Below are 12,081 nucleotides of genomic sequence, written 5' to 3' on the forward strand. Positions count from 1 at the left end.
ATGATATAAAATCAACATAACATTAGGCTTGACATGCAAGATTTTGATAAAAACAAAAACTTTAATTTTACAATCGAAAAAGATCAGAAATGATAACAATATGGTATAATATAGGTCAGACTTTATTGGTTTAACAATATATTTAATTTTAAAATTTTTTTTAAATATATTAGCCAGATACCTCTGTATATTTATCGAGTTTTAAAAATAGAATGGCTATACAATTATATTGTCATAAATTCCTTATATAAAAAACAAGTCTATAACTTGTCAATGCGTAACCTGAACAATAGATAGCACCCCAATTAAACCTATGAAATAATTGAGGTGACACTTTCTCAAGATATTGATTATCTTGCAATCTTATTCCCATTCAATTGTTCCGGGTGGTTTTGATGTAATATCATAAGTTACACGATTAATGCCTTTGACTTCATTAACAATCCGCCCCGCCACTCTGGTAAGGAATTCCATATCAAAAGAATAAACATCGGCAGTCATACCATCCACACTTGTAACAGCCCGCAATGCACAAGCCTGATCATATGTTCGGCTATCCCCCATAACGCCAACCGTACGAATAGGCAACAAAACAGCAAACGCTTGCCAAATTTTGTCATATAACCCAGCCTTGCGAATTTCATCCAAATACACGGCATCAACACGACGCAACAAATCAAGCCGTTCACGCGTAATGTCCCCTAAAATTCGTATGGCAAGACCTGGTCCTGGAAATGGATGACGACCAACAATATTTTCTGGAATACCCAATTCCCGACCCAAATCCCTGACTTCATCCTTGAAAAGTTCACGTAAAGGTTCGACAAGCTTCATATTCATCCGTTCAGGCAATCCACCCACATTATGATGAGACTTAATAGTTACTGATTTTCCCGTGACACTGACGCTTTCAATAACATCCGGATAAAGGGTACCCTGAGCCAGAAAATCAGCCCCACCCAGTTTTTGCGCCTCCTGTTCAAATACCTCGATAAACAAACGGCCAATGGTTTTACGTTTAACCTCTGGATCGGTTACTCCAGTCAATTCTTTCAGAAACAAGTCAGACGCGTCTTTAGCAATCAAATGAATATTAAATTTCTCTTTGAATGTTTTAACAACCTCGTCCGCTTCATTTTGACGCAGCATGCCGTGATCGACAAAAATACAGGTTAGCTGATCTCCAATAGCTTCATGAATCAATACAGCTGCCACTGCGGAATCAACCCCACCTGATAAACCGCAGATGACTTTTTTGTCACCAACCTTTTGACGAATACGTTCAATTTCCAAATTACGAAAACCGGCCATGGTCCAATTACCCTGACACCCGGCAATATTATGCGTGAAATTCTTTAATAATGCGGCACCGTGAGGTGTATGAACAACTTCAGGATGAAACTGAACACCATAATAGTGACGATCCTCATCAGCAATCATGGCATAGGGTGCACCCTCACTAACCCCTACCACCTTGAATCCGGGGGGGATTTTTGTAACTCGATCACCATGACTCATCCATACTTGTTCACGGTTCCCCTTTGACCATACACCCTGACATAACGCACTATCCTCAAGAATTTTAACATACGCACGGCCAAATTCACGGTGGTCACCGGATTCCACCTGTCCACCCAATTGATGACACATTGCCTGTTCACCATAACAAATTCCCAATACGGGAACCTTTAATGTAAAAACTTCATTCGGAATCCTTGGGGCATCCATTTGAGTGACGCTGGAAGGGCCGCCAGATAAAATAATCCCTTTTGGTGCAAATGAACGAATCTTTTCATCATCACTCGTATAAGGCCATATTTCGCAATAAACGCCACTTTCTCTTATTCTGCGTGCAATCAACTGGGTTACCTGACTGCCAAAATCAAGAATAAGAATCTTTTCTTGATGTAAAGATTGTTCCAATTCGCTTACCTGGGTCATTTTTATCAATCACTTCCTCTTTCAGTAAAATACGTTTTCATATCACAAATAGATAAAAAAAATGTAAATTAAACAATTTATCTGAAAAAAAACTATTTCTCCTTTATATAGAAATAAATTCCTTTTCATATTTTTTCACTCTGGAGCATTCCGTGATCAAGTATCGCCTGAAATTAGTCCATCGCAAAATACGGATTATCCCTATTTTTATATTAGTGTTGACTGCTGCCTGCAGTCATTTAGCCGAAGACCACCCCACAGGAATATGGTTAGGCAAAATGGAAACACAACAGGGAATTTGTCCACATGATCGTATGGCCGCCCTGAGAATCGATAAAAAGAAAATATTGTTTTCACCTGATAATGGGGCATTGGTCTTGACAGGTATCTATCACAAAAAGGAACATCCAAGGCATCTTGTCGCTGTCCTCCACCGTACGGATATGGATCATAAACCCTACGATCTCATTTTTGAAGGGAAAGCCAAGGATAAAAATATAATTGGAACCTATGGAACTCCTGACTGTCGGGCGACAATTACCTTTTATCGTCCACATCATTACGGCTTATCAAACGCTATTGCACATTAAAATCACAAAAAGTTAAAAAAACACTTGCAGAGGGGAAAAAGATCGGTTAAAAGCCTAGGGCAAGACGCACCCGTAGCTCAACTGGATAGAGCACCAGACTACGAATCTGGGGGTTATGGGTTCGATTCCTGTCGGGTGCGCCACTTAAATTAGAGGTCAATTTCATAACTAGATTGAAAACCTGATTAAAAAGTTAAAATAAGCTTTATTAATATTATTTAACTACTCCTTTATACATATTAAATTATACTTTATTTATACGTTTTTTTTTGGTATAAAGATAAAAAAGTAATTTTTTTGATAGATTTCTAAATGCTTTCTAATACGTCTCTTCTTATTATAGAAGATCAGCCTGAGATATGCGATCTTATTAAGTTAAGCTTTGCCAATCGAATTCCGACAATTCAACTGGCACATTCTCTTGCTGAAGCTGCTGAACTAATCAAAGAAACTTCATTTACCCTCATGATTGTCGATGTTTATTTACCTGACGGGGATCCATATCCGCTGATTCTTAAAATGTTGCAAAAAAAATGCAGGGTACTTTTGATGAGTGGAAATTTTCAAATCAACCAGCGTATTAATGATTTACCATTTCCACGTATTGAAAAACCATTCAGGATAAAGAATTTAATTAAAAAAGTGGAAGAAACCGTTTCCAACCCTTTATCAGATGAATTGATAGAACTCGCTTCCTAATTGAAATTTTCATTAGGGCAGATAAACGATTTCATGCTGGTTAGCATTTGAATAATTTAACTCTACTTTATAGATATTATAGGTTTCCGCAATTCTCTGTTTGATTCTTCTTACGACAATCCCCTGTTTTTCTGAATTTAAAAAATAAACTGAAGGTGGCATATCTTTGCGACGCTGTGTACGAATTAAATAGCCATTTTTCCCATGGTAATCAGCTAAAGCAAAATATTTCCAGCGTCTATCAACCAGAATAATTGGATGATGCACCTCATAAAATGCCAATTCTGCAGCTATGCCATATTCATCGACAATTATTGGAACTGAATCAGGAATTTGACATGAAACCACTTTAGCTAATTCAGCCCACCCCCCCAATCGTTTTAACATGAGATCATATTTTGCCGGAATTGGAAAATATGCAAAAACCGATTGAATGTAAATCAAACCAACCATTATATTCCCGAGGATACAGGCTGACTTGATAAAACGATGAAAATAAATTGCCGTTATGACAGACAGGACCGGATATAATATTCCCATCCAGTTGGCCTGTACACGATCCCCAAAGGCATGCTGAACAAATACACAAACTGGAATAATAACCCATAACCACAATAAAAAATCATTCTCCGCTTTACTCTCCCAAACAATTTTTGTCAGTTTAATCATGGCCCAACAAAAACAAACAAAAAGAATGGGAGTAGCCAATCCGATCTGGCCGATCATTAATTCAGACAAAAACTGAACCGCACGACTGGGATGCCAATCCGCTGTTCTTCCACCCTGTTTTAAAAAACTGATCCATTGATGTCTTGAATTCCAAATAATCACGGGTAAGAAAATAAGTATCGTTAAAAACAGCCCTCCCCATAATTTCCAGGATTTTAAAGAAGATCGACCCAAAACTGTCAGAATGCACCAAACTCCTAATCCCGCAATCATTAACAACGCAGTATACTTACTGAGCAATGCGCATCCTGCAGCTATACCAATAACCAGCCACCATCCCAATTTTTGAGTGGCAAGTAAACGTCCACATCCCCATATAAAAATACAAATAAAGAAAATTAATGGAGTATCGGGAGTTATTGTTACACTACCGACGCTAATAGCGAGGGTTGTATTTAATGTCAAAACCGCAGTAATCGCATTTTTTTCTTTATCATGACTGGTATGACAAAAATCCATAACACTAAAATATATAAAAACACTTCCTATCAAACCGGCAAAAGGGGCAAGAAAACGGACACCCAGAGCGGTTTTATTACCAATCCAGCATCCCAATTTTATCCACAACGCCACCATTGGTGGATGATCATAAAAACTGTAATCTAAATGATTTGACCATAACCAATAATATGCTTCATCTGGCGTAAGCGGGCTGGCGGCAGCAACCCATAAACGAATGAGTGTCACGATAGATAAACCAAACCAAAACCATAATAAACAAGGTTTTACCGTTAACTTTTTTACCCATTCAAAATCAGCTTTTACAGAAAACATACCAATAACCAAAATTCATGAGATCATCTGTTTTACATATTTTAAATTATAATTCGTTATCAAGAATGATTGGATGACACAGTATATAAATATTTTAATTTTCGTCAGTTTTTTTGATAAATTCCTCAAAGCAGCAAAATGGATTTATCAGATTGTCATCGTTAAATTTGAATTATCTAGGATATCTTTTTAATTTTTTTTGAAGCAGCATTACAATAAATTGCATCATTATTTTTAAACCAAGTTTACTTTGTCCTGAAAAACGTTTTCGAAACTGAAAGGGAATTTCGATAACACGTATTGTAGAAGGACAGGATAATATCAAATCAAGTAATATTTTAAAACCGGTTCCTGTTAATGTCGGCATAAGATTTAAAAACAGCTTTCTTTTCAATACAAAAAAACCGCTCATTGGATCCTTTAATGGAACAGGTAAAATTTTTTGTGATAATGCAATGCCACGATCCGATAAAAATCTCCTCCAGTAATTTGCCAATCCCTGATTACTGCCACCCGATACATGACGGCTGCCAACTGCAAAATCAAAATTTCTATGAATTACAGCCTCAAGCATATCTGGCAATCGTGTCTCATCATGCTGCATATCTCCATCAATTACCGCTATATAATCAGCAGAAGAGGATAAGACACCATCAATCACTGCAGACGACAAGCCTCTTTTGTTAACTCTAAGTATTCCACGTGCCCTTATATCTTGTCTGGCAAGTTTTCTAATCTCTTCAATTGTACCATCCGGAGAATTATCATCGACATAAATAGCCTCCCATCGCCACCCTACCAAAGCCGTTTCTAAAGCTCTAAAAAGAGGAAGGACATTATTTTTTTCATTATAACACGGAACAATAATACTAACTTCCGCGCCTATCGCTTTTTCTGAAGCGGATAAATATTTCATTTTTCAATAAAAGTTTACATTTGATCATCCAGTATTTATTTAGATATATCTGGATGATCGTATTCCAATGGAACGCCATGTCGATTAAAGCTGGTATGAATAACTTGTAATGTCTGAACCCTGGCAATGTGAGGATGCGTTATCAATTCATGCGTTATTCTATTTTCATCTTCGGTATTTCGCGCAATAAAACGAATTAAGAAATCAACGCCACCACGCACCATATGACATTCCCTTACCTCGGGAATATCCGCCATTTCCTTTTCAAATTCTTTTAATATGGCCTCTTTCTGGCTATCAAGACCAACCAGCACAAATACTGATAGGCACCATCCTACAGATTTCATATCGATATCCGCATGATAACTTTGAATAACCCCCATCGTTTCCAGACGTCTTACCCGCCTTAAGCAGGGTGGAGCAGAAATACCAACTCTTTGTGCCAATTCAATATTTGTTATTCGCCCATCTTTTTGAAGCTCATCTAAAATGAGCCAGTCAATTTTATCAAGATCCGCTGCCTGATTCATAAATCGATTATCCTACCAAAACTTTCACTTTGTATAATTTAACAATTTATTCTTTAAACAATAGTTTCTTATTATACTATAGATGACTTATATATAAAAAATCTTTGTAATAATAGGACGAATAATATGGGTGAAACATTTCTTACGGATTTATTAATTATTGGGGCAGGCCCAGCAGGATACACAGCGGCAATCTATGGAGCCAGAGCAAATCTAAGTCCAACTCTCCTAACTGGATTACAGCCCGGTGGTCAGTTGACCATTACCAATGAAATCGAGAATTTCCCTGGTTTTGCTGATCCCATACAAGGCCCCTGGTTGATGGAACAGATGACTCAACAAGCCATAAATGTTGGCGCCAAGATTATCAATGACAGCGTAACAAGGTGCTCCCTTCAACATAAACAAAAAGAAAATAATTATTTCATATTTCAAACCGATATGGGAAATACCTACAAAGCAAAAACCGTCATCATTGCTACAGGTGCCCAAGCCCGTTGGCTAGGTCTTGAGGCTGAAAAAAAACTGCAGGGATTTGGTGTTTCCGCCTGTGCAACCTGTGATGGATTTTTTTATCGTGGTAAACAAGTTGCGGTAATTGGTGGAGGAAATACCGCTGTTGAAGAAGCTCTTTATTTAACCCATCATGCAGCTCATGTTTTCCTCATTCATCGTCGCAACAGTTTACGGGCGGAAAAAATCCAACAAACACGCCTCATGAAAAATCCAAAAGTTACGATTATCTGGAATAGCGTTATAGAAGATATTTTGGCGGAAAGTAATCCTCCTTCTGTTACAGGACTTACATTAAAAAATACACTTACAAAAGAAATAAGCCAATTGCCTGTTAATGGTGTTTTTATAGCAATCGGTCACACACCAAATACAGAACTTTTCAAAAATCAAATTGATCTTGATGAGGAAGGCTATATACAAACAACACCGGGAACAACAAAAACATCTGTTCCTGGCATATTTGCCGCTGGAGATGTTCAAGACAAAATCTACCGTCAAGCGATCACCGCAGCAGGCTCAGGTTGCATGGCTGCACTTGAAGCTGAACGTTTCCTTTCCGCTTCAGAAGGATGAATATCGAAAAATAGAGGTCAAATATCTGGATTTTCTGAATAGTCGTATCGTATTCATACAATACGATGATACTGATCATCCAGTCTTACAATATCACTTTCATCAAGATAAGAACCAGATTGTACTTCAATGACAATTAAAGGTATATCACCCGCATTTTTCAATCGGTGCACCATTCCCAGAGGAATGTAAACACTTTCGTTTTCATGCAGAAATATAACTTCATCTCCACGGGTTACCTCAGCAATACCGGAAACAATAACCCAATGTTCTGAACGATGATGATGTTTTTGCAGAGAAAGCTGCGCTCCAGTTTTTACAATAAGCTGTTTGACAAGAAACCGTTCTCCATGTGCCAACGTTTCATAATGCCCCCAGGGTCGATAACATTGGTTATGCCAAACAGCCTCCTGTTGTTTTACAGCATTCAATTTTTGAACAATTTTCTTAACATTTTGCGATTTGTTTCGATCAGAAACCAAAACGGCATCTTTTGTCACAATTACAACAACATTATCTATATCATTAACAGCCGCTACCATTTCTTCAGAACGAATATAGCTATTATGCGTGTTTTCTAGGAATACATTCCCTATAACCACATTCCCTGACCGATCCTTCTGGCTTACATTCCATAATCCATTCCAGCTTCCGATGTCTGACCAGACAAGATCGGCAGATACTACGACCATGGCTTTTGTTTTTTCGGCAATGGCATAATCTATTGAAAGATCAGGGACCTTTATGAAATCATCATATAATATACGCTCGAAATATAAATCTGACTGTCTATTGTCAACAGCCTTTTTAACCAAGGATAGTAATGTTGGGGTATAACGTTTCATTTCCTGCAACATCGTTTGTGCAGAAAACATGAACATGCCCGAATTCCATAAATATCCTCCCGTCTCAACCATTAGCTGAGCCTGTCGAATATCAGGTTTTTCAGTAAAAGCCTTTACGGCATAAATATTCTTGATCTTATCAATAACTGAACCTTTCTCAATATATCCATATCCTGTTTCTAAACGTGTAGGTTGAATGCCGAAAGTTACAATTTTCCCGTTTTGTGCAAAAGCGGCTGTCTCTTCTACCAATTTCACCAGTTTTGGAACATCTTGAATATATGCGTCTGCCGCCATTACCCATAAAATTGTCTGAGCATCCAGTTCATTCGCCAACAAACTTGCAGTTGCTATGGCTGGTGCTGAATTTCGTCCAACCGGTTCCAAAACAATACGGGCATTTTCAACGCCAATTTCTCTCAATTGCTCTGCAATCAAGAAACGATGATCCTGATTGCAAATAACGATTGGCTCTAAAAAAATATCCCCTTTACCGCGTACAACCGTGTCTTGAAACATGGATTTTTCAGTAATAAGGGGCCATAACTGTTTAGGGAAACTGGCACGAGACAGGGGCCATAACCGACTACCCGTGCCTCCTGACAAAATAACAGGAACAATTTTCATTATGGATGTATCCTGCATTGCTGTTTCCCTTTATAATGTTTTAAAATTTTATTGCTGATTTATCCTTTCCCTTAATTCCTTCCCCGTTTTAAAAAAGGGAACATATTTTTCCTCCACAGTTACAGTTTCCCCTGTCCGAGGATTTCTTCCCGTACGGGCTTTACGATTTTTTACAAAAAAGGCACCAAAACCACGAAGCTCAACCCGATCACCCCTCGCCAGCGTTGTCTCTATTTCATCAAAAACTGTTGAAACAATTTCCTCAATATATTTCAACATTAAATTAGGATGTTCGGATGCAATTTCTAATATTAGTTCAGATTTAGTCATTAACTCACTCAAATGTTATTATAGCTTATAATGATTCTTTTATGGGTGCCAAATAGCTAAAATACCACCAAAATTTTCATTTTCCTTATAAAAAATTTGATTGGCAATTGTTTTTAACGAAAAATTCATGATTGATTTGCCGCCAAGCCCAAACCAGTTTTCACTTTTATCTTTTTTTAATGTAACAACTTCAATGTCTGTTGGAAGATGATATGTTTTGATCATCCATTGTTTCGCATCCTCTTCATTACCAATCTGATCGACCAGTCCCAATCTAACGGCTTGCTGACCACTATAAGGTCGCCCATCCCCCAATTCCTTGACACGGGCGATATCTATATGTCGCCCTTCAGCAACCATATTCGTAAACTGATCATAAAAATTGCCAATCAATCCCTGCAGCATTTTTTGACCGGCTGGAGACAAGGGTTTGACCATTGACGGCTGACCCTTTAAAGGACCTGAAACAAGCTGATCAAATGAAATACCGACCTTGTCTAACAACCCAGAAAAATCAGGAGATTCCATAATGACGCCAATTGATCCGGTTAAGGTAGAATTAAATGCAAAAATACGTTTTGCAGGTACTGAAATCATATAGCCTGCTGAAGCTGCCACACCTCCCATTGAAACAACAACAGGTTTGGTTTTTGAGAATTTTACCAGCGCATCATGTAACTGTTCCCCGCCGGTAACCGCCCCACCAGGACTGTTTACATAAAGGATCATTCCCTTGACAGATTTATCCTTTAAAGCAGTATTGATCAGGGTTACCTGTTTGGAAACATCATTTCCAATAACACCCTCAACTTTCAATTTCACCAAATGCGCGTCATGATTACCAAGCCTCTTCGTTATTAATTTGGCAGAACCTGCCATTATCGATAAAACAAACAGACAGACAGCAAATAAACGCCATAAAACCAATTTGCGTTTCATCTTTTGCCGTTCCATTAATAAATCATTATCCACGTAAATTCATTCTCCACTTTTTAATAAAAGCATCAAATCTATCAATCTAAAATTTATAACGATCACGAAGCAAACAGTCAAAACATTATATAAAAATTACTTAATAGGGTTCTATTTTGTCTTAAGAGGCCTCTCTTCTCCCTCTCCTTACACTGCGAATATCACTGATGGTATTTTTACGACCAAGACCGATTTCTCGAGCCAGACTGGAACGACGTTCAGCATAGTTGGGGGCAACCATTGGATAATCAGGAGGCAAATTCCAACGTTCACGGTATTGTTCAGGAGTTAAACCATAGGCACTCTGAATATGCCGTTTCAACATTTTCAATTTTTTACCATCTTCGAGACAAATGATGTAATCCGGAAATACAGACCGTTTTACAGGAACAACAGGCTGTAATTTTTCTGCCTCATGACCATTTTTTTCAATTGAGGAAAGCGTTTGATATACCTGACGAATAAGTTCAGGCAATTGTTCGGTCTCCACTGAATTATTAGATATATGTGATGACACAATCTTGGATGTCAATTGTAATAATGATATTTTCTTGTCTTCTAATTCCATTTTATTCACCAATAATTTTTTAAATTCTAAAATAAATAAAGTATATCAAATACTTCATGTTAAAATAATTTAATGTCGAATAATACTTAGCATTATTTTTTGAAAATTAAAGAAGATAATTAATAAAATAATGTATAAATGTTAATAGTAACTTACTTATGATCAATAATTATGATATTGCTGTACAATATATTGAATAACACTATTTGCAAAAACAATGAGTAACTTTGGAATTAAAAGAATTTTAATTTTATCTTTGATAACAATATTGTTATGCACAACAAATTGTAAAAATAATACACCTCATAATTCTACTGGTCCCTATATAGGAATCAATAATGGGGTTCAACCATAATAATAAAATCTATAATATTACGAATTATAAATATTTAACCACGATAGCAGGAAAATATCATTTTTGATATTCATTTATTTATTCAAACATGGCGGAGAAAGTGGGATTCGAACCCACGGTACAATAGAATTGCACAACGGTTTTCGAGACCGCCCCATTCGACCGCTCTGGCATCTCTCCACAAACAGAAACAACCATGATTTTTTATAAAACCAACGAATATATAATCTATTCCTTCAAAGAAAACCAGATAAAATATTCAAACTTAACGGAATTATGAAAAGAAATTTATTAAACAATTTGTATTTATTTAAATAGCTTATTGACTTTTTACTTTAAAAATCAATATAAACAAGACTTCACAATAAATATATTCCTGTTTTATGGGATATTGATAAAAAGAAACTAAGTTAGATTTTCTAACAAGAGTTTGAAAAATTAAAGGGTTTATTATGTTCGCAATCATCCGCACAGGTGGAAAACAATATCGCGTTACACCTAATATGGTTCTAAAAGTTGAAAAACTGGATACCGAGGCAGGTAATACAGTCACATTCACCGAAGTTTTAAGTGTCGGTAATGAAGGAAACTGCACAATCGGAACACCTGTTGTTGAAGGTGCCAGCGTTAAGGCAACAGTTGTTGCGCAAGATCGTCTTAAAAAAGTCATTATTTTCAAAAAACGTCGCCGTCAAAACAGCCGTCGTAAAAACGGACACCGTCAACCTGTAACAGTTTTACGAATCACTGAAATCAACGCTGCTTAGTTCTAGCCTAAACAGACCATATTGATATTTTTAGAATAGGAGAAAAAAATGGCCCATAAAAAAGCCGGAGGTTCATCCAGAAACGGACGCGATACCATTGGACGTCGTCTTGGCGTTAAGAAATTTGGTGGACAGCATGTTGTTGCTGGAAACATTATCGTTAGACAACGCGGTACAAAAATCAAACCAGGTCAAAATGTCGGTTTAGGTCGTGATCATACCATTTTTGCCCTTATTGATGGAAATGTACGATTTGAAAGCCGTTCAAAAGGTAACGTGCATGTTTCTGTGGATGCAATCAGCAACGCTGCAGAATAGATCAAAATATACTTAAACAATTTTAAGTATT

Annotated in this window: 13 protein-coding genes and 2 tRNA genes; 6 read left to right on the plus strand and 9 right to left on the minus strand. The window is 37.1% G+C overall.

The window, feature by feature from the left end; all coding sequences use genetic code 11:
* Window positions 1-363 precede the first annotated feature (363 nt).
* On the minus strand, window positions 364-1,941 hold the full coding sequence (guaA, locus tag GN303_RS07000) for a glutamine-hydrolyzing GMP synthase (RefSeq protein ID WP_110438440.1): 1,578 nt from the start codon (window positions 1,939-1,941) through the stop codon (window positions 364-366).
* A 152-nt stretch (window positions 1,942-2,093) separates the two neighbouring features.
* Here guaA and GN303_RS07005 point away from each other — a divergent pair, with 152 nt between their 5' ends.
* The 3 genes from GN303_RS07005 to GN303_RS07015 all read left to right on the plus strand — a co-directional run bounded on the left by GN303_RS07005 (window position 2,094) and on the right by GN303_RS07015 (window position 3,230).
* On the plus strand, window positions 2,094-2,531 hold the full coding sequence (locus tag GN303_RS07005; protein ID WP_146206653.1) for a hypothetical protein: 438 nt from the start codon (window positions 2,094-2,096) through the stop codon (window positions 2,529-2,531).
* 66 nt (window positions 2,532-2,597) lie between these two features.
* A tRNA-Arg gene (locus GN303_RS07010) sits at window positions 2,598-2,674 on the plus strand.
* Window positions 2,675-2,843: 169 nt separating this feature from the next.
* A complete protein-coding gene (locus tag GN303_RS07015) occupies window positions 2,844-3,230 on the plus strand; it encodes a response regulator (RefSeq protein ID WP_110438442.1) in 387 nt (128 codons plus the stop codon).
* 12 nt (window positions 3,231-3,242) lie between these two features.
* On the opposite strand, the gene GN303_RS07020 is transcribed toward GN303_RS07015, so the two are convergent.
* The 3 genes from GN303_RS07020 to GN303_RS07030 all read right to left on the minus strand — a co-directional run bounded on the left by GN303_RS07020 (window position 3,243) and on the right by GN303_RS07030 (window position 6,179).
* A complete protein-coding gene (locus tag GN303_RS07020; RefSeq protein ID WP_110438443.1) occupies window positions 3,243-4,733 on the minus strand; it encodes an ArnT family glycosyltransferase in 1,491 nt (496 codons plus the stop codon).
* Window positions 4,734-4,905: 172 nt separating this feature from the next.
* Window positions 4,906-5,649: a polyprenol monophosphomannose synthase gene (locus GN303_RS07025; RefSeq protein ID WP_110438444.1), complete on the minus strand. Its 744-nt coding sequence runs from the start codon at window positions 5,647-5,649 to the stop codon at window positions 4,906-4,908.
* Window positions 5,650-5,684: 35 nt separating this feature from the next.
* Window positions 5,685-6,179, minus strand: a complete 495-nt coding sequence (locus GN303_RS07030) for an Lrp/AsnC family transcriptional regulator (protein WP_110438445.1) — start codon at window positions 6,177-6,179, stop codon at window positions 5,685-5,687.
* Window positions 6,180-6,305: 126 nt separating this feature from the next.
* On the opposite strand from GN303_RS07030, the gene trxB reads away from it, so the two are divergent.
* The gene (gene trxB, locus GN303_RS07035; RefSeq protein WP_110438446.1) at window positions 6,306-7,268 is read left to right on the plus strand and encodes a thioredoxin-disulfide reductase; all 963 of its coding nucleotides are present in this window, start codon (window positions 6,306-6,308) and stop codon (window positions 7,266-7,268) included.
* A gap of 53 nt (window positions 7,269-7,321) precedes the next feature.
* Here trxB and GN303_RS07040 read toward each other — a convergent pair whose 3' ends face one another.
* From GN303_RS07040 to GN303_RS07060, 5 genes are all read right to left on the minus strand, one after another.
* Complete coding sequence (locus GN303_RS07040) at window positions 7,322-8,758, minus strand: mannose-1-phosphate guanylyltransferase/mannose-6-phosphate isomerase (protein ID WP_110438447.1); 1,437 nt, start codon at window positions 8,756-8,758, stop codon at window positions 7,322-7,324.
* A 30-nt stretch (window positions 8,759-8,788) separates the two neighbouring features.
* On the minus strand, window positions 8,789-9,070 hold the full coding sequence (locus GN303_RS07045; RefSeq protein WP_110438448.1) for an integration host factor subunit beta: 282 nt from the start codon (window positions 9,068-9,070) through the stop codon (window positions 8,789-8,791).
* 39 nt (window positions 9,071-9,109) lie between these two features.
* Window positions 9,110-10,042, minus strand: coding sequence for a signal peptide peptidase SppA (sppA, locus tag GN303_RS07050; RefSeq protein ID WP_231504016.1), 933 nt, complete (start codon window positions 10,040-10,042; stop codon window positions 9,110-9,112).
* A gap of 121 nt (window positions 10,043-10,163) precedes the next feature.
* Window positions 10,164-10,610 carry a MucR family transcriptional regulator gene (locus GN303_RS07055; RefSeq protein ID WP_110438449.1) on the minus strand — a complete coding sequence of 149 codons (447 nt, stop codon included), beginning with the start codon at window positions 10,608-10,610 and terminating at the stop codon, window positions 10,164-10,166.
* 444 nt (window positions 10,611-11,054) lie between these two features.
* Window positions 11,055-11,145 (minus strand) — tRNA-Ser (locus GN303_RS07060).
* A 272-nt stretch (window positions 11,146-11,417) separates the two neighbouring features.
* On the opposite strand from GN303_RS07060, the gene rplU reads away from it, so the two are divergent.
* Together rplU and rpmA are read left to right on the plus strand one after the other, a co-directional pair.
* Window positions 11,418-11,732 carry a 50S ribosomal protein L21 gene (gene rplU, locus GN303_RS07065; protein WP_110438450.1) on the plus strand — a complete coding sequence of 105 codons (315 nt, stop codon included), beginning with the start codon at window positions 11,418-11,420 and terminating at the stop codon, window positions 11,730-11,732.
* 48 nt (window positions 11,733-11,780) lie between these two features.
* A complete protein-coding gene (rpmA, locus tag GN303_RS07070; protein ID WP_110438451.1) occupies window positions 11,781-12,050 on the plus strand; it encodes a 50S ribosomal protein L27 in 270 nt (89 codons plus the stop codon).
* The last annotated feature ends 31 nt before the right edge of the window (window positions 12,051-12,081 follow it).

It is taken from the genome of Commensalibacter melissae (genome assembly GCF_009734185.1).
GTDB classification, from domain to species: Bacteria; Pseudomonadota; Alphaproteobacteria; order Acetobacterales; family Acetobacteraceae; genus Commensalibacter; species Commensalibacter melissae.

Coding starts and splice junctions, on each gene's coding strand:
- GN303_RS07025 (WP_110438444.1), bottom strand. CDS start 5,649: ATGAAATATTTATCCGCTTCAGAAAAAGCGATAGGCGCGGAAGTTAGT.
- rpmA (WP_110438451.1), top strand. CDS start 11,781: ATGGCCCATAAAAAAGCCGGAGGTTCATCCAGAAACGGACGCGATACC.
- GN303_RS07045 (WP_110438448.1), bottom strand. CDS start 9,070: ATGACTAAATCTGAACTAATATTAGAAATTGCATCCGAACATCCTAAT.
- GN303_RS07055 (WP_110438449.1), bottom strand. CDS start 10,610: ATGGAATTAGAAGACAAGAAAATATCATTATTACAATTGACATCCAAG.
- GN303_RS07040 (WP_110438447.1), bottom strand. CDS start 8,758: ATGCAGGATACATCCATAATGAAAATTGTTCCTGTTATTTTGTCAGGA.
- GN303_RS07030 (WP_110438445.1), bottom strand. CDS start 6,179: ATGAATCAGGCAGCGGATCTTGATAAAATTGACTGGCTCATTTTAGAT.
- GN303_RS07015 (WP_110438442.1), top strand. CDS start 2,844: ATGCTTTCTAATACGTCTCTTCTTATTATAGAAGATCAGCCTGAGATA.
- rplU (WP_110438450.1), top strand. CDS start 11,418: ATGTTCGCAATCATCCGCACAGGTGGAAAACAATATCGCGTTACACCT.
- guaA (WP_110438440.1), bottom strand. CDS start 1,941: ATGACCCAGGTAAGCGAATTGGAACAATCTTTACATCAAGAAAAGATT.
- trxB (WP_110438446.1), top strand. CDS start 6,306: ATGGGTGAAACATTTCTTACGGATTTATTAATTATTGGGGCAGGCCCA.
- GN303_RS07020 (WP_110438443.1), bottom strand. CDS start 4,733: ATGTTTTCTGTAAAAGCTGATTTTGAATGGGTAAAAAAGTTAACGGTA.